General features: G+C 36.0%; 21 protein-coding genes. 17 read left to right on the plus strand and 4 right to left on the minus strand.

All coding sequences use genetic code 11. The features are described from left to right. The first annotated feature begins 16 nt into the window (after nt 1-16). Together NSU11_RS02170 and NSU11_RS02175 are read left to right on the plus strand one after the other, a co-directional pair. Nucleotides 17-1,405 (plus strand): APC family permease, encoded by a 1,389-nt coding sequence (locus NSU11_RS02170; protein ID WP_342493776.1) that lies wholly within the window; start codon nt 17-19, stop codon nt 1,403-1,405. Continuing rightward, a complete protein-coding gene (locus tag NSU11_RS02175) occupies nt 1,380-2,774 on the plus strand; it encodes an NAD-dependent succinate-semialdehyde dehydrogenase (RefSeq protein WP_024425539.1) in 1,395 nt (464 codons plus the stop codon). The genes NSU11_RS02170 and NSU11_RS02175 overlap by 26 nt, the downstream gene beginning before the upstream one ends. Before the next feature lie 44 nt (nt 2,775-2,818). Here the strand turns inward: NSU11_RS02175 and NSU11_RS02180 are convergent, their stop codons facing one another. The 3 genes from NSU11_RS02180 to NSU11_RS02190 form a co-directional block, all read right to left on the minus strand. Further along, entirely contained in the window at nt 2,819-3,415 is a 597-nt protein-coding gene (locus tag NSU11_RS02180) for an NAD(P)H-dependent oxidoreductase (protein WP_103132452.1), read from the minus strand. Nucleotides 3,416-3,594: 179 nt separating this feature from the next. Next, a complete protein-coding gene (locus tag NSU11_RS02185; protein ID WP_133744768.1) occupies nt 3,595-4,209 on the minus strand; it encodes a DUF1775 domain-containing protein in 615 nt (204 codons plus the stop codon). 15 nt (nt 4,210-4,224) lie between these two features. Continuing rightward, the gene (locus NSU11_RS02190; protein ID WP_212048877.1) at nt 4,225-5,859 is read right to left on the minus strand and encodes a copper resistance CopC/CopD family protein; all 1,635 of its coding nucleotides are present in this window, start codon (nt 5,857-5,859) and stop codon (nt 4,225-4,227) included. A gap of 507 nt (nt 5,860-6,366) precedes the next feature. Between NSU11_RS02190 and NSU11_RS02195 the strand changes: the two genes are divergently transcribed. The 5 genes from NSU11_RS02195 to NSU11_RS02215 all read left to right on the plus strand — a co-directional run bounded on the left by NSU11_RS02195 (nt 6,367) and on the right by NSU11_RS02215 (nt 11,929). After that, complete coding sequence (locus NSU11_RS02195) at nt 6,367-7,809, plus strand: PTS mannitol transporter subunit IICB (RefSeq protein ID WP_044335505.1); 1,443 nt, start codon at nt 6,367-6,369, stop codon at nt 7,807-7,809. Between the two features lie 95 nt (nt 7,810-7,904). After that, complete coding sequence (locus NSU11_RS02200; RefSeq protein WP_044335503.1) at nt 7,905-8,339, plus strand: PTS sugar transporter subunit IIA; 435 nt, start codon at nt 7,905-7,907, stop codon at nt 8,337-8,339. Between the two features lies 1 nt (nt 8,340). Continuing rightward, nucleotides 8,341-9,462: a mannitol-1-phosphate 5-dehydrogenase gene (locus tag NSU11_RS02205; RefSeq protein WP_216100069.1), complete on the plus strand. Its 1,122-nt coding sequence runs from the start codon at nt 8,341-8,343 to the stop codon at nt 9,460-9,462. A gap of 99 nt (nt 9,463-9,561) precedes the next feature. Next, nucleotides 9,562-11,310, plus strand: coding sequence for a methyl-accepting chemotaxis protein (locus NSU11_RS02210; protein ID WP_111927525.1), 1,749 nt, complete (start codon nt 9,562-9,564; stop codon nt 11,308-11,310). 226 nt (nt 11,311-11,536) lie between these two features. After that, nucleotides 11,537-11,929 (plus strand): RidA family protein, encoded by a 393-nt coding sequence (locus NSU11_RS02215; protein WP_206534094.1) that lies wholly within the window; start codon nt 11,537-11,539, stop codon nt 11,927-11,929. A 198-nt stretch (nt 11,930-12,127) separates the two neighbouring features. On the opposite strand, the gene NSU11_RS02220 is transcribed toward NSU11_RS02215, so the two are convergent. Beyond that, nucleotides 12,128-12,364 (minus strand): DUF2651 family protein, encoded by a 237-nt coding sequence (locus tag NSU11_RS02220; protein WP_206534093.1) that lies wholly within the window; start codon nt 12,362-12,364, stop codon nt 12,128-12,130. A gap of 21 nt (nt 12,365-12,385) precedes the next feature. Here NSU11_RS02220 and NSU11_RS02225 point away from each other — a divergent pair, with 21 nt between their 5' ends. The 10 genes from NSU11_RS02225 to NSU11_RS02270 all read left to right on the plus strand — a co-directional run bounded on the left by NSU11_RS02225 (nt 12,386) and on the right by NSU11_RS02270 (nt 24,329). Next, nucleotides 12,386-12,817, plus strand: coding sequence for a hypothetical protein (locus NSU11_RS02225; RefSeq protein ID WP_241258004.1), 432 nt, complete (start codon nt 12,386-12,388; stop codon nt 12,815-12,817). Nucleotides 12,818-13,542: 725 nt separating this feature from the next. After that, nucleotides 13,543-14,085 carry a hypothetical protein gene (locus NSU11_RS02230; RefSeq protein ID WP_311165033.1) on the plus strand — a complete coding sequence of 181 codons (543 nt, stop codon included), beginning with the start codon at nt 13,543-13,545 and terminating at the stop codon, nt 14,083-14,085. Continuing rightward, nucleotides 14,086-15,075, plus strand: a complete 990-nt coding sequence (locus NSU11_RS02235; RefSeq protein ID WP_341080484.1) for a hypothetical protein — start codon at nt 14,086-14,088, stop codon at nt 15,073-15,075. It abuts the gene before it with no gap. 163 nt (nt 15,076-15,238) lie between these two features. Beyond that, nucleotides 15,239-17,020, plus strand: coding sequence for an ABC transporter ATP-binding protein (locus NSU11_RS02240; RefSeq protein WP_073979307.1), 1,782 nt, complete (start codon nt 15,239-15,241; stop codon nt 17,018-17,020). Beyond that, nucleotides 17,021-18,724 carry an ABC transporter ATP-binding protein gene (locus NSU11_RS02245; protein WP_073979308.1) on the plus strand — a complete coding sequence of 568 codons (1,704 nt, stop codon included), beginning with the start codon at nt 17,021-17,023 and terminating at the stop codon, nt 18,722-18,724. It abuts the gene before it with no gap. Between the two features lie 956 nt (nt 18,725-19,680). Next, complete coding sequence (locus NSU11_RS02250) at nt 19,681-20,748, plus strand: hypothetical protein (protein ID WP_341080487.1); 1,068 nt, start codon at nt 19,681-19,683, stop codon at nt 20,746-20,748. Continuing rightward, a complete protein-coding gene (locus NSU11_RS02255; protein ID WP_258954560.1) occupies nt 20,738-21,892 on the plus strand; it encodes a DegT/DnrJ/EryC1/StrS family aminotransferase in 1,155 nt (384 codons plus the stop codon). Before NSU11_RS02250 ends, NSU11_RS02255 begins: the two co-directional genes overlap by 11 nt. Then, a complete protein-coding gene (locus tag NSU11_RS02260) occupies nt 21,885-22,337 on the plus strand; it encodes an NUDIX pyrophosphatase (protein WP_073979310.1) in 453 nt (150 codons plus the stop codon). The genes NSU11_RS02255 and NSU11_RS02260 overlap by 8 nt, the downstream gene beginning before the upstream one ends. Next, nucleotides 22,330-23,499, plus strand: coding sequence for a radical SAM protein (locus tag NSU11_RS02265; RefSeq protein WP_258954561.1), 1,170 nt, complete (start codon nt 22,330-22,332; stop codon nt 23,497-23,499). Before NSU11_RS02260 ends, NSU11_RS02265 begins: the two co-directional genes overlap by 8 nt. Beyond that, nucleotides 23,496-24,329 carry an RIO1 family regulatory kinase/ATPase gene (locus tag NSU11_RS02270; RefSeq protein ID WP_311165036.1) on the plus strand — a complete coding sequence of 278 codons (834 nt, stop codon included), beginning with the start codon at nt 23,496-23,498 and terminating at the stop codon, nt 24,327-24,329. Before NSU11_RS02265 ends, NSU11_RS02270 begins: the two co-directional genes overlap by 4 nt. Nucleotides 24,330-24,359 lie beyond the last annotated feature (30 nt).

Below are 24,359 nucleotides of genomic sequence, written 5' to 3' on the forward strand. Positions count from 1 at the left end.
AAAGGGGGATGGTTGTATGCAAAAACAACAAATGGCAAAAACGATGTCGCAGTCTGACGTGCTGTTTTTGTCCATTGGTGCAATGCTTGGCTGGGGCTGGGTTGTACTTTCGGGAGATTGGATTTTAACAGCTGGATTTTTAGGCAGTGTGATTGCTTTCATTATAGGCGGGTTTCTCGTCATCTTTATCGGACTTACGTATGCTGAGCTTTCGTCTGCGATTCCAGAGACAGGCGGAGGGCTCGTTTTTGTCCAGCGGGCATTTGGGATGAAAGCAGCGTTCGTCTCAGCATGGGGCGTATTATTTGGTTATGTGTCTGTGATTACGTTTGAAGCTGTCGCCTTGCCGACCGTCATTGATTATGTGATTCCAACACAGCATGCTGGCTTCTTATGGAATATAGGAGGATGGGACGTTTATTTCACATGGGTATTGATTGGATCTGGCGGGGCATTGTTTTTAACAGCGCTGAATTACATTGGAGCGAAGCCTGCTGCCATTTTTCAGTCCGTGTTCACAGTGGCGATTATTCTGACAGGTTTTCTCCTTTTAGGCGGCGCAACATTTAATGGAGATTTTGCAAACCTTGAGCCGATGTTTCAAGGCGGGGTTGGGGGGCTTATGGCGGTGTTAGTCATGATTCCCTTTTTATTCGTTGGGTTTGATGTCATTCCGCAAGTAGCGGCGGAGATTAACGCACCAAAAAAAATCATTGGGAGAATCTTGATTATCTCCATCGTGAGCGCAGTCGTTTTTTATCTGCTTATTGTCTTTGGGGTAGCTGCTGGAATGTCAAAAGGACAGCTCGAAGCTTCCTCATTAGCGACCGCAGATGCGATGGTACAGCTTCTCGGTCATCAAGCGTTTGGAACAGTGCTGGTCATTGGCGGTGTAGCAGGAATTGTGACGAGCTGGAATGCTTTTATTATCGGTGCAAGCCGTATTCTATATGCTATGGCGGAAAGAGGTATGATTTCCAAATGGTTTGCGTATATTCATCCAAAGTATAAAACACCGACAAATGCCATTTTATTTCTTGGAGCTTTAGCTTTTTTCGCTCCATTATTAGGGCGTCCTGCCCTCGTATGGATTGTCAATGCAGGCGGTGTCGGAATCATCGTCGGGTACTTAATCGTGTCCATTGCCTTTATGAGACTTCGCAAAACAGAACCTGAGCTGGAGCGTCCATACAGTATTAAATATTGGCGGACGACAGGTGTTTTAGCCATCGGACTGAGTCTTCTTTTCCTTTCATTTTACTTTCCAGGAATGCCGGCTTCCTTATCGTGGCCAGCTGAATGGATATTGCTTTTAGGTTGGGTACTCATTGGGTATATACTATATGTAATGAATCCAAGAACGAAGGAGACGGTAGAGCATGACAAACGAACTCAAAGTGTATAATCCTGCAACAGGAGAAGAAATTGCTTCAGTTGCTCAGCATACAAAAGAACAGATCGAAGACGCAATTTCCCGTTCACACAAAGCATTCAAATCATGGGCAAAAACGTCAGCGCATGAACGTGCCAATATCATTCGCAAGTGGTTTGATCTGATGATTGAGCATAAAGAAAGGCTTGCGAAAATCATCACAGAAGAAAACGGAAAGCCGTATCAAGAAGCATTAGGAGAAATCGTCTATGCGGCTGGTTATATTGAATGGTACGCAGAAGAAGCAAAGCGAATCTACGGCAGAACCATCCCGTCACATACGACGAACAAACGTCTTTTCGTCACAAAACAGCCAGTTGGTCCTGTTGCTGCCATTACTCCGTGGAATTTCCCTGCGGCGATGATTACGAGAAAGGCAGCTCCTGCGCTTGCAGCAGGCTGTACGTTTATTGTAAAACCTGCTGAAGACACACCGCTGACAGCCATTGAACTAGTAAAATTAGGTCATGAAGCCGGCATTCCAGAGGATGCACTGCAATGGGTTGTGGGAGATGGCAAAGAAGTGGGTGAAATCTTCACAGATAGTCCATTGATTCGAAAAATCACGTTTACAGGCTCAACGCCCGTCGGAAAGCATTTGATCAAAAACAGTGCCAGCACAGTCAAACACGTATCAATGGAGCTTGGCGGTCATGCTCCGCTCATCGTAGACAAGGATGCGAATCTTGAACTAGCTGTCAAACAGGCAGTGGCATCTAAGTTCCGGAATGCAGGACAAACCTGTGTCTGTGCCAACCGCTTAATTGTGCATGAAGACATTCATGAAGCATTTGCGCAAAGCTTCAGCAAAGAAGTAGAAAAGCTGAAAGTGGGCAATGGCTTTGAAGAAGGCACATCTATTGGACCAATTATCAACAAGCGCGGCTTTGATAAAATTGTCGGTCAAATTCAAGATGCAGTGGATAAAGGGGCGAAAGTTCTTGTCGGCGGTGATACGCATTTCGACGATGACAAATCATATTATTTTGTCCAGCCAACGGTTCTTACACATGTGGATCCTTCGATGAACATCATGCATGAAGAGACATTTGGTCCAGTGGCACCAATTACGACATTCAAAACGTTAGACGAGGCAATTGAATTAGCCAACGATACACCTTTTGGCCTTGCAGCTTATTTCTTTACAGAAAATTATCGGAACGGACTCTACATTTCAGAACATCTCGATTATGGGATTATTGGCTGGAATGATGGCGGTCCATCGGCTGTTCAAGCACCTTTTGGCGGTATGAAAGAGAGCGGAATTGGCCGAGAAGGCGGCATCGAAGGGATCGAACCTTATTTAGAAACAAAATATGTATCCATTGGTTTAGACGAATAAACGTGAAAAAGACTGTCAGAGGAATCTCGGCAGTCTTTTTTATGTTAAACAGCCGGCGGAAAAAGCTGATCCACCGTTTCTTTCGTTTCTTTCAAAATTTCATGTATGTAATCTGCAGATGCCTGCTCCATGCTGCTGAACAAAAGCCGTTCGACAGGCTGAACGCCAATAAAATTGAAGACTTCAGTATCGGTTGTCATGTGATGAGAGGAGCTGAAGACTTTATTGGAATCAAGAAAAGTCCTCGGTGCATCATGCGTGTTGATAATGACACCTTTTTTGTGTCGAAGCAGATTTTCAATCTCTCCATCCTCACTGATCTGATAAGCAAAACCTTCAGAAAACACGCGCTCTACATATCCTTTTAGCATGGCCGGCAAGCCTGTCCACCATATTGGAAAAATAAACGTCAGCACATCCGCTTGCTGAATCAGCGTCTGCTCTCTTTGAATAGCGATTGGGACATCACCGCATTTGATGGCAGCCTTTTCTGCAAGGGTGAGCTCTGGCGAAAAACCAAGGGCATAGACATCACGAACAGTCACTTTATGACCATTGTTCAATAGAGTGCTCACAACAAGATCTAATAAAGTTTGATTTAAGCTTTGCTGGGGATGAGCAAATATGATTACATGGTTCATCTCATAGCCTCCTATGTGGTCATCTGTCTCATTATGTCACGCGGCTTTATCCTATTCAATCCTATATTGGTAATAACAAGTTGGGAAAATGGAAAATAATTGATTTCTAATAAAAAAAAACAGTCTGTGGTGCAAGAAAAAGCGATCGTTTCCGAGAAAACGATCGCTCAATACAGCTTTTATTTCTTTCTAAAAGCAAGTCCAAGTGCAATCAGTGCCACGACTAGAGCAGCAATGGACAGACCAAGGACAAGTGGTGAGGAAGAAGCAGGGGCTGTTTCAGAGGCCTTCTCTTCTTTTGGTTTTTCCTGGCCATGTGAATCCGTTACAGTATTAGATGCCACAATGTTTGTGATGGAATGAGGTTTATCAGCATCTTTATCGCCAGTCCATTCAACGACCGTTCCATCCTTATAATATTGATATGCATCCCATGCAGCTTCACCAGCTTTTTCAGGGTTTTTCGCTACAAAAACGAATTGCTGGAATTGTCCAGCAAGCACACCTTTACCTGTTGCTTCCCAAGTCACTCTTGTTACCTTGCCATCTTTCTCTTCAGTTGACGTTTTCCAGCCAGGTACTGGCTCATATTGCTGGAATTCTACGCCTTTAGGTATTGACAAGACAACCTTTGTCGTCGGGCTGTCACTCTCAGAAGGAACCTTTAATGTATAGGTCTCCCAAGCATTTGTCGCAGACGTATCAGGTTTGACTGTTACGTGTGCACTCACAGGAATCGCCAATAAAAATGAAGCGAGAAGCATTGGTAATAAAGCTTTAACGTATTTTTTCATATGTGATAACTCCTTTTAGTTTCTTCTAATAAATGTGGTATCGATATTCTTGAAAGAACCAGTTAACGCATGGATTTCAATTTTCCATGTGCCTTTTTCATTTAATAAGAGATTTTCAGCAGAGAAATGACCATTTTTTAATCGTTTCAGCTGGAATTCACTCGGTGTCTCATCACCGAATAAAGCCACCTTATGGATCTTGGCTGTTACAGATTGAATATCAGTGATCGTTTCGCCATTCTTCTTTGTAAATGCCACTTCGAATGAGTTTTTCCCCGGGGCATTCGGGGTAATGCTCAAGGACACAATATCACGATGCTCGACCTGATTTGCACCAAAGAAGGGCTCAGGTGCAGGCGGAGGAGGGCTCGGAATATTGGTAAAGACAGCTGTTAATAACAAAATGGCGATCCCGATCATCCATTCGGCTCGTAAGGAAATGCTGCGTTTCTGCTTCTTTTCCCATCTCAGCATTAAGTAATGCATAAGCCCAAGAAGGCCCATGATGATAAATAAACCAAGCTTGATTAAAAAGGTGCGTCCGTATGCTGATTGGAAAAGAGCGTCAAACGATTGCAAAATAAAGATGGCATTCACAAATCCTGAAAACACAATGAGTCCAACAGAGAGCAGTGCCCAAGGATGAAATGCTTTTAGCGTACTCCGAAAGAGCGGCTGATCTTCATTTGGCAGTTTCTTCATCAATAGAAGGACAATGGCTGTTAAACCACCGACCCAAATCGAAGCAGAGACGAGATGGATGAAATCAAGTGATGTTGTGAGTATTTTATTGTCTGTTGCGGCTGGATGTCCGATTTGTGCCTTCAGCCAAAGAAGCACTATGAAGAGAAGCAGTGGAAACAGCCAAACCCGAAAAGAAGAGAAATCCCCTTTTCTCACCGCCACAATCGTCCAGATGGTGAGAAGAACAAATGACGCCATAAGCATCATCCACAGACTACCGCCAGAAGTGGACGCAATCGTTTCTTGTAAAAGCGAAGGCTGAAATGCCCCCCAAAAGGACACATCTGCCGCTGATTTTGTCTGAATCGGCAGCTGGAACACAAGTGCTCCGCCCATCATCATCAATGACACGGTCAAAAGCCGCTTCATTCGTTTCGCCAATACAGGTGAAATCGCAGTCTTAAACCAAAGCAGTCCAAACAAAATGGTCCCAAGGAATAAGCTGAATGACGTATAAAGAAAGGCTTTATCAATAGTTGAGGCCACATCAATGGATTCATTCGTTTGACCTTGCTCTAATTGGTCAAAACCGCCATCCGCTTTTCCAATACTAAACGGAATCATGCCAGAGACAGAGTGTCCGTCCGCTGATACCGCATTCCACTGGATGGTGTAAATACCTTTTGGTAAATTCTTTTTTAAAGCCGCTTCCATGATCTTTTGATCTTTAATGACCGTATCTCCTTTATCCACACGATCACCTTTTGCATTTAGCACCTTAATGGCATGAAATCCGCTTTCAATCCCTTCACTAAATGTGATCGAGACTGAAGGAGGCTGCTGATCCAGCTCTTCATTTGCAGCCGGATTTGAGCTCACGACGTATGCGTGAGCAAATGCTTCCTTTGGAATGAAAAAAGCGAACATGACCATAAGAAGCAGAAGCCACTTACTATTTTTAAACAAGGTGAATAACCGCCTTTCTACCTATGAAAATGTCTCATGTATCAGAAAGAAAGCGGCAGTAAACTGTGAGTCACAGAAAAAACCGCTCTTCCTATTGTACCGCCCTCTCTAAAAGGTAAACGAAACAAACAGCAAGATGGTTCACTTTTTCTGTGTCATGTCTGCGCAGACATTTCTTAATTGAATAGGTTTGATCAATTATAAGCCTATTCGATTTAAGAAGAGGAAACAAGAAGAGACCATTTGAAAGTTGTGAAATTCCCATGAATTTTGCTTCAAAACAACGGCAGATCAACCTTTTCTCCCCTTTTGTATTGGGATCTGAAGGTGATGTCACATCATTTTTCAATTTTGTCACACACTATGTGACAAAGTGACATTTAGTTTCAATTGAAGAGAAAGTGAAAGCGTTTTACGATAGGCATAAGGGCTTCACTGAATCTTGTTCTTATATCTTTTGACCTATAAAGCCCTAGATAAAGGGAGAGAAGAAAGGAGTTTTCATAAATGCAGGAAAAAAGCGGATTTCGCGTAAAAGTACAGCGCTTTGGAAGCTATTTAAGCGGTATGATCATGCCGAATATTGGAGCGTTTATCGCTTGGGGACTCATCACCGCATTGTTCATTCCAAGTGGTTATTTTCCAAATGAACAATTAAATACACTTGTTGGACCAATGATCAACTACTTGCTGCCGCTCTTAATCGGTTACACAGGCGGGAAGCTCGTATATGACCATCGAGGCGGGGTACTCGGTGCAACCGCTACGATTGGGGTTATTGTCGGTTCGGATATCCCAATGTTTCTAGGCGCAATGATCATGGGGCCGCTTGGCGGTTATCTCATTAAGAAAATCGACCAGCTGTTTAAAGACCGAATTAGATCAGGCTTTGAAATGCTGATTAATAACTTTAGTGCAGGTATTCTAGGTGCCATTTTAGTCGCCATTGCTTTCTACGCCATCGGTCCAGTGGTACTAGGTTTGAATAAAGCCCTTGCGGCAGGTGTAGATATCATTGTCAATGCACATTTACTTCCGCTGGCAAGTATCTTCATTGAACCAGCGAAAGTATTGTTCTTAAACAATGCCATTAACCAAGGGATTTTAGGTCCATTAGGAGTAGAGCAAGCGGCGAAGACAGGCCAGTCCGTTCTGTTCTTGCTTGAAACAAACCCAGGGCCAGGTCTCGGTGTTCTTCTAGCTTACATGTTCTTTGGAAGAGGGACGGCAAAGCAGTCTGCACCGGGTGCGATTGTCATTCAATTCTTAGGGGGAATTCATGAGATTTACTTCCCATACATCTTAATGAAGCCAAAGCTCATTTTAGCGGTTATTGCTGGGGGAGCAAGCGGCGTTCTGACCTTTACACTGTTAAATGCAGGCTTAAAGGCTGTGCCGTCACCAGGAAGTATTATCGCTCTTATGCTCATGTCACCAAAAGGCGGTCACCTTGCCGTTCTAGCAGGTGTTGTCGTGGCAGCGGTCGTATCGTTCCTTGTCGCTTCTGTCATTTTAAAAGCGTCTAAAGAAGTGGATGAAGACTTAACAGCAGCAACAGAAAAAATGCAAGACATGAAAGGCAAGAAAAGTGCAGCAGCAGCTGCTCTTACAGCACAAAAAGAAGGTGCTGAAGCAAGCGAGCAAGCAGCATCTCCAGATGAAATCAATCCAGATAACGTGAACAAAATAATTTTTGCCTGTGATGCAGGAATGGGCTCAAGTGCGATGGGCGCATCCGTCTTAAAGAATAAAGTCAAAAAGGCAGAGCTTGATATTGATGTGACAAATACATCCATCAGCAACATCCCAGATGATGCCGATGTGGTCTTTACTCATAAAGATTTAACAGATAGAGCCAAGGCAAAACTGCCAGGAGCTGTCCATATCTCAGTTGATAATTTCTTAAACAGCCCGAAATACGATGAGCTGATTGAGAAATTGAAAAAATAACATGACGAAACGGGTTGAGTCCAATTTTTCCTAATTGAACTCCCCGTTTTGGTTGTTTTCTGATTTTCTATTCTAAAAAAGGTGTGTGATCTTTCATGAAACAAGTACTTTCAAAAAACAATATTTTTCTAAACGAACAAGCGGGCTCTAAAGAAGAAGCCATTAAAAAAGCAGGCGAAGTCTTAGTGGCAAACGGTTATGTCACAAGTGATTATGTGGACAAAATGTTTGAAAGAGAAAACATTTCTTCTACATTTATGGGCAACGGAATTGCCATTCCTCATGGAACAGAGGATGCGAAAGCGGCTGTCCTTCATTCAGGAATTTCCATTATCCAAATTCCAGATGGCGTTGAATATGGCGAGGGGAATATTGCTAAAGTTGTTTTTGGTATCGCTGGTAAAAACAATGAACATCTCGATATTCTTTCTCAAATTGCGATTGTCTGTTCAGAGGAAGAAAATGTAGAGCGTATCATTCATGCAAAGGATCAGGATGAACTGATTGCCATCTTTAACGAGGTGAACTAACATGAAGGCACTTCATTTTGGAGCAGGAAATATTGGCAGAGGGTTTATCGGATCTTTGTTAAAAGCATCAGGCTTTGAGCTCGTTTTTACCGATGTAAATGAAGCGGTGATCAACGAGCTGAATGAAAAAGGAGAATACACGGTTGAACTCGCAGCACCAGGGCAGCAGCAAGAAGTGGTTGGTCCTGTGTCAGCCATCAATTCCGCAAAAGATCAAGCCGCATTAACAGAGGCAGTTGCAACAGCTGATCTCATTACAACAGCTGTTGGACCAGCTGTTTTGAACATCATTGCTTCATCGATTGCTGAAGGTTTAAAACAGAAAAAACCTGATCATATCATCAACATTGTGGCATGTGAAAATATGATTGGTGGCAGCTCTCATTTAAAGAAAGCCGTTTTCTCTCATTTAACAGCTGATGAACAAGAAGCGCTGTCACACACAGTTGGTTTTCCAAACGCTGCGGTTGACCGCATTGTCCCCATTCAGCACCATGAGGACATTTTGAAAGTATCAGTCGAGCCATTTTTCGAGTGGGTCATTGATGAGACAGGCTTTATTGGAGACGTTCCTCAGATCGATGGTGCGACCTTTGTACAAGATTTGACGCCTTATATTGAGCGTAAGCTCTTTACTGTCAACACAGGACATGCACTAGCTGCTTATGTCGGGTACGAGAAAGGCGTGCAAACGATTAAAGAAGCTGTCGATACACAAGAGATTCGTCAAGTGGTCGAAGGTGCACTTCACGAAACGGGCAGTTATTTAATCGACACATATGGTTTTCAAAAAGAAGAACATGATGCGTATATCCAAAAAATCATCAAACGATTTGAAAATGCCTTTATCTCTGATGAAGTCACGCGCGTCGCACGTTCCCCGCTTAGAAAGCTTGGAGCAAATGACCGTTTAATCGGTCCAGCGAAAAAAATCAGACAGCCACAGTATTTAATTAAAGGCATTGTGGCAGCTTTGGCTTACGACTTTACTGAAGACGAAGAAGCTGTTCGTCTTCAGGCATTACGAAAAGAAAAAGGCATTGAAAGTGTGCTGGAAGAGGTATGTGGACTCTCGCCAGCAGACGATCTTTATCAAGCCATTCTTAAAGAAGCAGCTCATTAATCAGAAAATCCCTTTCCAACGTGCGAAAGGGATTTTTTCTATGACTTTTTTAATACTTTTCCCTGCTTGACGATATATAAAGTAAGGGGGAATTTGTACATGAAAAAGAAAGCGTTTGCGTCAAGAAGTGTCTTTTTTCAATTAATGTCTGCCATTATCGTGATCACGATTTTAACGGGCGGACTAGTTGGAACAACGGGATATTTGTTAGCGAAACATGTATTAATTGATGCAGGGAAAGCAGATTTAAAGCACATCGTCAGCGGAGCAATGGCCACACTTGAACAGTTGAATGACCGTGTGGAGAAAAAAGAACTGACGCTTGAGCAGGCGCAAGAACAAGCCCGGCTTTACTTGAGCGGACCCAAAAATGACAACGGGAAGGGATACCAATCTCAAAAATCAGATTTTATCTATAAAAATAAAGGCTATCTGATCGCATATGGCACTGACTATTCAACCCAGGTCCATCCGGTCAACGACATCGGCGTCATTCCAGATAACACGACCAATCGTCAAAAAATGGTCGCTGGTGCCAATGCAAAAGGCGAGGATGCACACTATGTGACCTATATGGATAAGGACGATGCAACCGGCGAAGAAAAAGAAAAGCTCGCCTATATGAGCCAGTTTACACCGTGGAATTGGAGTGTAGGTATCGCTGTCTTCCAGGACGAATTTTATAAAGAATTAGAGCAGATGAAGCTCTATATTATTCTCATTACAGCAGGTGTCGCCCTTCTGAGTCTAGGCGTCTTTTATTTAGCTGCTCGAGGAAAAGTCAGACTGCTGAAGCAAGTCACTGCTGCTTCAAAGGAAATTGCAGCGGGGAATATTGAACGCACGAACTTAAAGGAAACAACGGATGAAATCGGCCAGCTGGCAAAAGGCTTTAACCATATGTCAGGAGAGCTCAGAACACTGGTGAGCGGTTTACAGGAAACGAGCAGTCAGCTTGTTGAATCAGCGACAGATTTATCGGCGATATCTGAAGAAACCTCAGCCAGCAGTGAAGAAATTGGACGAGCCATCGGAGACATTTCGACTGGAACGCTTCATCAAGCATCTGATCTTGAAGTCGCCAATCAACAAATGACCCAGTTTAATCAATCTATTGAGAATGTCAAAGAACAGAGTGATCAAATTAAACGGATTTCCGACCAATCAAGTCAATCATCACAGCAGGGCCAGCAAATCGTACAGCAATTAAAACAATCGAATGAACAATCGATTCAGGCGTCTCAAGGCATTAGAGCAGGAATCGAGCAGTTAAGTACAAAAGTACAGGATATCTCTCAAATCACAGATACGATTGAAAGCATTTCAAATGAGACGAATTTACTGGCGCTGAATGCAAGTATTGAGGCAGCACGTGCAGGAGAGCATGGCAAAGGCTTCTCAGTTGTGGCGAGTGAAGTGCGGAATTTAGCTGAGCAGACAAAACAATCAGCCGTTCAAATTCAGCAAATGATCCAAGGCATTAAAGAAGAAACGACAACAACAGCTGGTATCATGTCTAACACAATGGATCGTTTTGCCGAGCTGGATGAAGCGGTGCATGCAACAGAACATGAATTCAATGCCATCTCTACATTGATTTCACAAACCATCGTTGAAACAAACGCGATGGCAAAAGAGCTGAATACATTGCTGGAGCAAAACGACCTCATCACAAAAGCCATGCACGGCGCAGCACATGTTTCTCAAGAAAATGCTGCGGCGATCGAAGAAATCACTGCATCCACAGACGAACAAGTGACAGCCATCTCTAATGTGGCTAAAGCAGCAGAAAGGCTCAATGAACTAAGCATGCGATTGAATCAGGACATTGCGCGTTATCGTCTATAAATCATTTTGACGATGTATCACTTGTCAGGTACGGTGAAGTTAATCAAAACCTTGCTCACGCAAACAAAAGGAGTGTTCCGGTCATGAAAAAGAAGATATTGATGTTGTTACCTTGTGGCTATGGATACTCAACTGCTGTTTTCTTTTAGGATAGATAGAAATTGGTGAAGTCTGTCTACAAAACGAAGAAACTAGCAGAAAAATAAACGTGAGTGAGGGACATAACATGGAAAAAATCACGAGAAAAAACCCAGAAAGTATGCCGAAACCTGTTGGTCACTACAGTCATATCACAAGGGTGCCAAAGGGCGCGGGATTATTTGTTACATCGGGTCAGGTAGGGACAGATATAGATGGGCAAATCCCATCAAGCTTAAAAGACCAAGTAACGAATACGTTTGAAAACATCAAAAAAATCCTTGATTCAGAAGGATTAAATGAAGAACATGTGATCAAGGTCAATATATGGGCAACAGAAGAAATCGACTGGGACCATCTATATCCTCAGTGGGATACGATCTTCAAAACAGCTTACCCATCAATGACGGTTGCTTATGTATCAGCTTTAGGATGGCCGGAGCTGAAAATTGAAATTGAACTATGGTGTGCGGATATTTGATCTAAAAAAAGAACAGCGATGCTGTTCTTTCAAATTGTTGACAAAGGGCTAAAATGATTTTTATTTTAGCCCTTTGTCTTCTTTTTTTCAGCGTGATAGAAAACCTTTGAAGTCTAGGAAGGACGAGTACCGGAGCGGAGCGAATTTGACATTCGTGAGCACCGGAGCGCAGACCTGACACCGAATGCGAGGGTTTGTCTACACGCTGAGTCGCTTTGTAATCCATCCAGCAAAGAATGTAAAGACGGTATAGACAATAACCCAAATGAGAAAGGATTTATTCCCGCCAATAGAGGTGAACATGAAGATCATGCTCGCTAACAGCACAATCAAAGTAGGCATCCAAACATTCTTCAAAAGGAGTGTGCCAAAAATGCCAATCAGCACAGAGATAATAGGAAAGCCAAATACAATGAATAGAATAAAAACAGCCATATGACTAACTCCTTTTAACAAGTGTTTACTTCAAAACATATAAAACCGAAGCTGCCAGCTGTTCAAATTCAGCAAATGATCCAAGGCATTAAAGAAGAAATGGCTGCAACAGCCGGTATCATGTCGAGCACAATGGCTCGTTTTGCCGAGTTAGATGAAGCGGTGCATGCAACAGAAAATGAGATCAATGCTATCTCTACATTGATTTCACAAACCATCGTTGAAACAAACGCTATGGCAAAAGAGCTGAATACATTGATGGAGCAAAACGACTTCATTACTAAAGCCATGCTCGCCGCAGCACATATTTCTCAAGAAAATGCCGCAGCTATCGAAGAGATCACTGCATCCACAGACGAACAAGTGACAGCTATCTCCAATGTGGCGAAAGCAGAAAGACACAATGAACTAAGCATGCGATTGAATCAGGACATTGCGCGTTATCGTCTATAAATCATTTTGACAGTGTGTCACTGGTCAGGTACGATGGAGTTAATTAAAACCTGCTCATGCAACCAAAAGGAGCGTTTCGGTCGTGAAAAAGAAGATATTGCTGTTCTTACCTTGTGGCTCTGGATACTTCACTACTGTTTTCTTTTAGATAGATAGAAATTGGTGAAGTCTCTCTACAAAACGAAGAAACTAGCAGAGAAATAAACGGGTGTGAGGGATATACTAGGAACGGACTCAGTTGCATTATTTCTTAACAGATAAAAAGCAGTATAATTATACGATTGCTAGCAATTGAGGTACATTGTAGGCGAAAAGGCGAAGGTTACTTATTTATAGAATGAAAGGTTTCAATGTTTTTCGAAGTAGCGAATATTTTGAAATTCTGTGGATATGATAAAATGCTTTTGCATGTTTATTGTCTTGTTCGATGAGGTTTTTCAAATGTCTTACTGCCTAGTTCCTTTGAATTCATAAATTAGTACGGGTGCTGTATATGTTGTGAAGGCGGTTGGTAGTTCTGCTTACCTAAATGTGCCGGTATTTATCTATCTAATTAATGTATGAAGATAAAATAATCATTTTACTTGTATTGGATTAAATTACAGTTTATTATCAATAAACTACCTTTTTATTATTTGAAGTGTTGGATAAATTTCTTTAAATTAACCTGTTTTATTGTTAAAAACAATTTTTTAAAAACATGCGTAAATTAAGGAGAAAAGAAAATGTTTTATCAACTAAATTTGAAAGAGTATTTTAATAGTACAGGCATTACTACTTTAGATGAGGCATCAAAGGGATCTCTGGATATATTTGCAAATTTGTCATTTCCAAAAGAGTACTTTCAAGAAAATATGTATTTCAATAATATTCCTTTTAAAATAGAACTGGATAGTATATTAGATAATATTTCAATAGACGATGAATTAAAGGTCTCTTTTGAAAGAAATAACTTTACTGATGTTTATATTTTAGGAGCTTGTAATAATGGGAACTTCTCTAATAATATTCATTTTTACAGTGAGGAAAATTTGATTTTTAGCGAGAAAATACACATTACAGATTTAATGGAAGAAATTCCTTATAAGAGGAATGAAAAGTTTGTAACATCTGATTATGTATATACTCCAAACGGGAAGTTAGATACTACTATTTCTTTATGGGTAGAGAGAATTCAATTCAGTAAGGAGTTTTTATTAGACTCCTTGACACTGGAAGAAAATCCATTTATACACATATTCGCTATTACGTTAGGAGGGGAAGGATAAATGAGTTCAAAAAAAAATATTATTTATAATAAAAATCATAATTGCTTCGGATTAAGTGCCAATGCTATTTTATCTCGACAAATCCCTGAAAAAATCGAATTTATATGGAATCAAGCTGGTATAGCTACTTTAAAGAATAATGACATCATTAGATTAACACCCTATTATGAGTCATTAGAGGATCATTTAAAAAGGGTTGCAAACATAGATATGTATAGATTTCATTTTGATAATTTCGATGCCCTTCATCGACAATGTGTAGATATTATTAAAGAGGCAACTTCATTTATAATTTGTTTAGATGTTTATGAATTACCATACAATATATATTACAAAGAAAGACATAGTTTACATTACATAGAGGTGGTAGGGATTAAAGATGATTACTATTTCATATGTGACCACTTTTATAAATATAAGGGGAAAATAAATAAAGAAACAATATCTAATGCAATTATTTCCTTAATTAATCAAAAAATGTTGAATAAATTTGAAATGTATACATTTAACCTTGGGAATATCGATTTATCTAATTCATTAGATATTAAAAATATTTTAAAGATTAACGCAATGATAAATATCGGGGAAATGCTCCCTGGTATTAATATTCTTAAACATGAAGAAAAAAGTTATGCGATAGGCCTTAATCATTTCTTGGATTTCAAAGAATACGTTTCCAACGAGGTATTAATAAACAAAAAGAATATTTCAATAGCTTATCGGAATCTGTATGTATTCGGCAGTTCTAGAAATAACTATGCAAATTATTTAAAAGGGTTTTTAAATAATTATTCTGTACTAGAGAACATTATTGAAACATACGAAGATATAGCTCAAGAATTTAAAATTGTAGCAAATCACATATTGAAATTATATTTTACAGACTTAAAAAAAGATACTCAAAAAAACCTAACAAATAGACTTCAGAAGGTATATTTACTAGAAAAAGAAGCAACAGATTCAATATTTAAATTTTTGAATAAATTGTAACTCCTATACATAACGTTTTTCAATGTTATATTTGACATTTGATAGTTCTTAGATTTGTTTTTAACATTTTGCAGAAAATTGATTAGTTACTGCGATGTAATTTAAATCATTTATATTAGAAAATATAAATTATTTAAGAAATCTTGTGGGGAAGGATTACATAATGAAATTTAAAAAAAAAGGAACTTTTTTATTCTCTGATTCATTTCGGACATATAAATGGTTACTTTCTTTTTTAACACCATATAAATTAGAGTTATTTATTTTAATTTTATGTGGATTGTTAATATCTGTTACTAACCTCTTGGTACCAAAAGTAATTCAGTATTCCATAGATAATTTATTAACAGAAGAAGATATATCAAAATTTTATTTATTATTGATGACATTGATTATCTTGATATTATTGGTGATTTTAATAGCTATACCTAAAAAAAATATTAGCCAAAGGAAGCTACAAGAATATTGTTCTCGAGATTTACAGTTACATGTAGTACGACACTTGAGGAGGTTAGACATTCAGTACTATGAAAAAAATTCTTCTGGAAAAATTTTATCTTTATTGAGTACGGAGGTAAGAAATGTTCAACAGTTATACAACTGGTTATTACCTTTATTTATTCAAGAGTTAATATTTTCAGTGCTTTCATTTATCATTTTGCTAACGATTAGTATCGAACTTACTTTAATTACGGTTCCTACATTATTAATCTATTACTTATTTGGACCTCATATTGAAAAAAAAGCATCTTTAAGTGGGAAAAATATGTCTGATACTCGGATTAAACTAAATCAAAAAATAAATGAAAGCATAGATTCAATTACTGAAATGAAAGTTAATGGCTCTCCTAATTGGAGTATGGAAGTAATTTTATCAGAACAACAAAAATTCAATAAGTCAATGGTTCTAACATATTTTTATGCCTTTTTAAGGGGCTCTATTAGAAGGGTATCCTATTATGCGGGGGGGATTGTTTTAATTTTAACTGGATTTTATCTAATTAAAAATAATTCAATATCTTTAGGCGCTTTTGTAGCTTTTTTCTTATACTATTTTAATGCTATGCATAAAATCACTTCAGTAATAACATTCATTACTGAACAGAAAGTATTGATGTATCAAGCCAAAAATTTGTTTGAATTTTGTCATGAGAAAACAAGATTTAAAGAAGATGACCAAGCTATTGAAAATGGCCTTAAATCGTTTAATAAAATAGAATTTAAAAATGTGAATTTTAGCTATATTTCAGATCAACCGGTACTATGTGACTTTAATTTAAGCATTAAAAAAGGAGATCGCATAGCTATAGTTGGTAAAAGTGGGATTGGAAAAACCACCATTTTTAAACTTCTTTTAAGGGCTTATGACCCTGATTCTGGATTAATCAATATTGATGGTAAACCCATAAATGAATTCTCAGTATCAAGCTTAAGAGAATTTATTGGATACGTCCCCCAAGAAACATATTTATTTGGTTCATCTGTATTTGAGAACATTCGATTTGGTAATTCCTCAATTACAGAAGAACAAATAATTGAGGCCTCTAAAAAAGTAGAAGCTCATGAATTTATTAGTAAATTACCGTATGGATATAACACACTTATTGGAGAAAGAGGAATAAAGTTATCAGGAGGGCAAAAACAGCGCATTTCTTTAGCTAGAATGTTAGTAAAAGAACCTAAAATAATGCTAATGGATGAAGCTACTGCTTCTTTAGATAGTACAACTGAAACTGACATATATTCTTCTCTAGAGAATTTATGGATTGGAAAGACTGTTATAACTATTGCGCATCGCATTTCTTCTATTAAAAAATTCGATAAGATTATTGTCTTAGACGAAGGGAAAATAGTCGAATGCGGAAATTTTGATGAGCTTGTACGTAAACAGGGCACTTTCACCAAAATAATAAAGCAGCAACAAAATCACTATTCGGAGGTTTAAATGAGTACTTTATTTTGGATTTGGAGAATAGTGATTAAAAATAAATTTACATATATATTCACTATTTCACTGCTATTACTAGAAACTTTGACTTATATATCTTCAACTGTATTACAAAAAAAGCTTATAGATGATGTTTTTATAAAAGGACAATATGAAAAAATTACATATGTGGTAGTATTAATTGCTATTGCTTACATTGGTTATTCACTATTTTTCACTATATGTTCTTATATGTTATATAAAAACATCGCTTCCTATTTGTTGAATTTATCAAGAAGGTCATTAAATCATCTTTATACGTTACCAACAGTAACATTTCAAAAAAAACGTAAAGGAGAATACGTTCACCATTTTTCTGTTGATATAGAAAATACTGCTGGCTTAGCTGGTTGGGATATTCCTAGAATAATACAACAAATATTTACAATATTAATACTATCCATTGTCATAGGAACTAATAGCATATATGTTATTAGTTCAACAATATTACTCAATATTATATTTTATATATTAAGTAAATATTATGTTGATAAGTTGAGGAAGATAGCAAAAATAATTAATAAAAAGCAATCTAAGATATTAGTACGTTTAGAAGAATGTATATCGTCGACTAAAGAAATTCTAATTTTTAACCGAATTGAATGGGAACAACAGGTACTTAGAAAACTATTTAATCGTTACCATTCTTATACCTTAAAAGAGGAAGAAATTCGAAGTAAGCAAATAATTGGAAGTGAATTATTAAAATGGGGAACAAGCATAGTTGTTTTGGGGATAGGCGGATATAATGTTTACCTTGGAGCAATGTCAATCGGATCATTAGTAGTAATTTATCAACTCGCTTTACAGTTAACCGACTCTATAAAATACACATATGATTTAGTTATAAAGGCAATCAGGCGTACATCTTCTGTTGAGAATATTAAACAAGAATATAATAGAAATATTATTAAAAAGAACACAAACTTTACAATTAAATCACCTTTAGATTTAAAAATTTCTAATCTTTATTATAAATATGAAAATAATGATAATTATACATTAAATAAATTATCATTAGATTTGCCATCTGGGAAAAAGATAGCCTTTGTAGGTCGTAGTGGATCTGGAAAGACTACATTACTAAACTTGTTATTAAAATTTGATGTTCCTAAACAGGGATCCATAAAGGTGAATAATAGGTCACTAACTAATTTTTACAGTGATGAATGGTTTAAACATATCGGTATAGTATTTCAAGAACCCTACATATTCGCAGATACTGTAAGAAACAACATAACTCTAGGTGTTTTAGTTTCTGATGATAAATTAAAGGAAATTTGTAAACTAGTTTGCTTGGAAGATGACATTAACAATTTGCCTGATAATTATAATACAATTTTAGGTGAAAGAGGATTTACAATTTCAGGGGGACAAAGACAACGCCTTGCTTTAGCAAGAGCTTTAGTTAGAAACCCAGATATCCTTATTTTAGATGAAGCAACTTCAGCTCTAGATATTGCAACTGAATCAAAAGTAATGAGGAACATTGATGCATTTAGAATTAATAAAACAACAATTATTGTTGCCCATAGACTCTCTACTATCCAAGATGCAGACATTATATATGTTTTTGAAAAAGGAGCGATAGTTGAATATGGAAAACATAATCAATTATTAGAAATTGATTCGATATATAGTCGACTTGTGAAAAGTGTTTGATGAAGTGATGGAATGTTCTTAAATTCTGAAGTATGTAACTGTTCATTTAGTTAAATAATTACATTATGATACATCTATTTCTGTAATTTTAGGAATATTTAGATAGTTCTTTTTGCTTATGGACATATTTTTAATTTTAATGAATTATTATAAAGGTTTGATTCCCCGGAGCGTGATTATACTTTCTTCTGTATCAGCAGATAAGGATCGTCATAGGTTTTATTTCTAACACGGCTTCCTAAGAAGGCATCGGATCTGAGACATATAGGGATAATCAAGTTATTCAAACTATATTCAAAAAACTTATTATCTTTCTATGTCTCGAAGTGAGATATGTGATATGCTACGACGCTAAAATTTAATTATACTAGGCATACTTATCGTTTAATGAAAGAGGCCCCCTTTATACAGAAAAAGTTCCTACAAAACTAGATTGGACAAAATTTTTTTCGACTATATGATTCTTTTCTATGAAGAAGAAAGAGATATTTGATTATCAAGCACTATATGCTTCTTGGTTTCTTCTAGGAAAGCAAAAACAGATTCATAAGATGGCCCGTCATGCCAGGCCATTATTATTTACATTTTTGGTGTTGTTAACATACAAAATGGCAGATTGCATTGCACGGAGGCCTCGTATTGAAATATAATCTGTTTTAAGAACTTCTTACAATATTTTTTACTTGGAAATCCTAATAAACATATTTTGATGATATTAAATAATGTCCGTATACATCATGCAAAATTATTAAAACCTTTTCTAAAAAAGAATAGCTGCCATGTTACTTAAATCGTTTTCAAGATTTCCAGAAAAGAAACAAAAACATCAGTCCTTTCTTTTCTAGAAAATCTTTCTCAAATATTTTTTAAGAATCGTATTGAATATTGGTATTATAAGGTTATAATAAGTAAATATGTTATTCATAATAAACGATATCAGAGGGAGATAGACATTAATGAATACTTATAATATTACTTATCTCTATTGGGAAGTCCTCTTTCAAACTAAATATCCCACATTAGTTGATTGGATTGAGGATTATTTTTCAAATGAAAAAATAATAAGGGATGTAGAGCAAGTAAAATTAAAAAATAAATGGATAATTACTTATGATGATAATCAAACTATATATGATTATTTAACTGAAAATATTAAAGAGTACCATAAAGTAACAGTAGAAAATCAAGTGTTTTACGTATCTATAAGAAAAAGACAAAAGGTTATAAACATAGTTTCAAGTGATTATCTTTCTCATAATATAAATAATACTATTGATTATTTTGTTATGAGAATTATCAGGACACTAATACAAATTTTTGCTAAAAATGATGGATATACATTCTTTCATGCAGCTTTTGCTGAAATTAATGGTAAAGGTATCGCAGTTACTGGCGATAAGTTTGCTGGAAAATCGACTACGTTAATTAACTTACTTCAAATGTTTACAGGTATTTTCGTATCTAATGACAAACTAGCGATTAAAGGAAATGCAGATGGTAGAATGAATGTTATTAGCTTTCCTATAGCAGCGGGGTTTCGTGTGGGAACAATATTAAAAAAATTTAATAGTGTTAGATTAACTAATAATAGAACAGATAATCAAGAATTCTTTTCTAAGTTTGATCCTCTTTCCCAGAAGGAAAAAGCAATGGACGAGGAAATTGATAAGTGTGATATTAAATTGTATTTAAGTATTAAAGAAATATCACAACTCTTAAATGTTAACTTTAAATTTGAGTCAAAAGTTGATGTGATTATAAATCCATGTTATAATAGAAAATTAAAAAAAATATCGATCAATGAGCTAAAAGGAAAACAAAGAGATCAATTCCTTAATTCTCAAATTCTTGATACTATTTGTAGCGAATATTTATTTTTGGAAAAAAAGCTACTATTAGGAACAAATAGTAATAATTTGAAAGTTCAAGAAAGTGTACCAATATACATGTTAGGTTATAACGAATCATTAGAGAGTGAATTTCGGGATTTTATAGAAGGGAAATTATTAAACCATGATTGTTGACAAGCAATTAAATATAGGAGAACCCTCACCAGGATCAATATATGGAAACGAAGAAAAAGAAGCTGTTTTGGAGGAGTTAGAAAAATTTTATTCATGGAATCTGCATGATTACAAAGATAAAATTTCAGAATTTGAAAGCGCTTTTTCAAAATATATAGGGTGTAATTATGCAATTGCCATAAATGGAGGTGGTACAGGCTTAGACTTGATATTAAAAGCTTTGAATTGTAAATCCACTGACGAAATAATTTCACCAGCAATCAATTTTCATGGAACACATTCTGCAATAATCAATACGGGAGCAAGATTAATTCTATGCGACTCAACTATTAATTTAAATATCTGCATAGATAGTTTAAAAAGAAGATTATCACCGAGAACTAAAGCTGTTGTTATAACTCATATGAATGGGCTAGGTTGTGATGAGAATGAGATACTGAAAGTATTAAATGATTATTCTTTGAAAACAGGTAAACAAATAAAATTAATTAGTGATTCTGCGCGATCTTGTGGAAGTGCAGTAAATGGTATAAAAACAGGGAATTTATCGTGGGCTACGTTCTTTAGTTTTCAAAGAAAAAAACAAATGAATACCCTTGGGGAGGGAGGAATGGTTACAACTAACGATTTAATTTTAGCAGAAAAAATTAAATCGTACAGAAGTTTTGGTATGGGGAAAATATGGGGGAGTAATTATAAAATGACCAATATTCAAGCTGCTATTGGAATAGAACAGTTGAAAAAGCTTGATTTTAATAATTGTTTAAGAAGAAATTTAGCTATAAAAAGAACTGAAATTTTATCAAAAGAATTTCCCGACTGGACTTTGCCTTTAAATAATAGTAAATATTTTAATACGTACTATTTGTATTCTATAATACTCCCAAATTACATGAGTAAAGATGATAGGGATAATATTATGAACGTACTATTTAAAAAATATGGAGTAGGAAGTTGCATAGCTAATAATGTTACATATAAAACAAATAATTTTATTAAACAAAATGCAAGCTTTGATGGTTTGGAAAATTCCGAAGGGATAGCAGATAGACTTTTTTGCGTGATTATACATCCTAATCTTACAGAAGAGCAGGAAATTTATATTACAGATTCTCTTATAAAGGTGGGTAAGTTGTATGTATAGGCAGCCCAAACAGGTTCTTGTTATTCCTTTTATCATAGATCAAGGGAGTTTTAAGTTTTGTATACTAAAAAGGGAGGATATGAATTGTTGGCAATTTGTATCCGGAGGAGCCGAGTATGGAGAAAGCTTAGCTGAAAGTGCACTCAGAGAAGTTCAGGAGGAAACAGGGATCAATCTTTTGGACAATAAATTAATGCATTTAGATACTTGCTGCAGTGTCCCTAAAAAATATTTTAAGGATAATGATAAATGGAATGGTTTATATGTTGTACCTGAATATACATTTGCAGTAAAATTATTGAATGAAGAAATTAGATTAAGTGATGAACACAGTGAATTTAAGTGGGTAGCCTATGATGAAGCTATTAAGTTATTAAATTTTGATAGTAATAAAACTGCATTATGGGAGTTAAAAATGAGATTGGAGGAATTATATAATGACTAAATTAAAACAAATGATTAGAAATGATATTCCCCATGAATTTAATGAGATGAAAATATTAATGGAGCATCGTAAAAGGTTAGAATTAATACTTCAAGGAGAAGTTTTACCACCTTATGAAGTGTTAATTCATCCTACAGCAACGTGTAATTTATCTTGCAAATGGTGCATAGGACAAAATGTTGATAATGAAGAAACAACAAACGTACAAAATGCCTTAACTGTACCAGAGAACTTAATGAATTTAGCAAAGTCTATTGTTAATTATAAAAAAGAATATGTTATTGATGGAAAGAAAGAAACATTTGGCGTTGAAAAAGTAAGCTTTTCTGGAATAACAGGAGAACCCATGATGGCTGCAAAAGCTTTAATCCCAACAATTGAATATTTAGCTACAAACGATATAAAAGTAGGTATGTTTTCCAATGGTCTTTTAATTAATAAAAATAATATGGAAACTATACTTAAGATGAATTATATACTAGTTAGTTTAGACGCAGGTAATGGCTCTACATATGATTTCTTAAAAACTGAGGATAAAAAAACTAAGAATTTTGAAACAATACTAAACAATTTAAAAATGTTAATAGATAACAGAGAGAAATATAATTCCAACCTAGATGTTAATATAGGGTTCATTGTTAATGCATACAACTACAAAGAAATGTATGATTTAGCGGGAATATTAAAGTCAATTGGAGTACACAATTTTAGAATTAAGACAGATATTGCTTCAAGATTAAATGTAGACGATGAAATGATTAAAGAAATTAAGAGAGATTTTGAACGTATTCGAGAAGATTTTGAAGATGGCTACTTTAAATTAGTAACAATACATAAATTAGAAGAGAATGATAAAATTAGAACTTTTAATAAATGTACAATAAATAAACTAGTTTCAAACGTAAGTTCTGATGGCAATGTCTACGCATGTAATTATCACCCACCTATAGATGGTGTTAGATATGACAATGTCTTAAAATATGATTTTGAAACAATTTGGGAAAATGCTAATAAAGATTTTGACATAAAAGAATTATGTCCTAGGATGTGTGATCCTTTCAAAACTAGAGCTAATAACCTTTTAGATGTAATAACAGAAAGTGACGATATCTCGAAAAGTATTAATGAAGCATTAGATGTTTATGAATACGAAACAAAATGAATCAGGGTTATTCAGGTAATTCATTGGAGAAAAAAGGTAATAAAGTAATTAAAACTTATAAAAAGAGCACTGTTGAAACAGTACAAAAAATACTGGATTTTACTAATTATTGTGCTGAAAAAGGATTTTGTAACTTTGCTACCTTAAACTATAATAATGAAGGTACATGTCAAATAATATATAAGTTTATAGAGGGAAATATAAAAGAAATATCTATGCTTAATACAAAGGAGTATATTACTTTAGGTGATTTTTTAGGTGATTTTCATAGAAAAGTTAAAAATTATTCAAAAGATAGATTGATTAATAAAATCAAAAACATTGATTTTCCTATGGCTGTTAAAGGTTTAAATAACCTCAAAGAGAACTTTTATACTAATGAGTATAAAAAAATATTCATGTTAAATAAAGAAAAAATTGTCGCTGTTCAAAATATATTATTTACAGAGGGTGTTATTCATGGTGACATGCATCTCAATAATATAATCCAAAATGAAAATAAATTATTTATTATTGATTATGACCAAGCTTCCTCTTTCCCAAGAATATATGAAGTGCTGCGCTTTTTTTTCGAATCAATCAATATTGGGCAAGATACTAAAGAGAATATTTTTCAAAACTTATTAATATATTTAAGATCATATAACAAACGCCAGCAATTTTCTATTAAAGAGAAAAGGTGGATGATTTCTTTTTATTTCTCAGTATTGTTAAAAGACTATTCTGTTTATGAAACAGACAATGTCCCATTTCAGACAAAAAGGTTAATAAGAATGAAATTTATTTCTACGCATTTTGACACTTTAAATAAAATAGTTTCCCTAATTTAAAAATTTCTTTAATTATTTTTAGATGTTTTC

Source organism: Bacillus sp. FSL R5-0712, assembly GCF_038593285.1.
Lineage (GTDB): Bacteria > Bacillota > Bacilli > Bacillales > Bacillaceae > Bacillus > Bacillus safensis.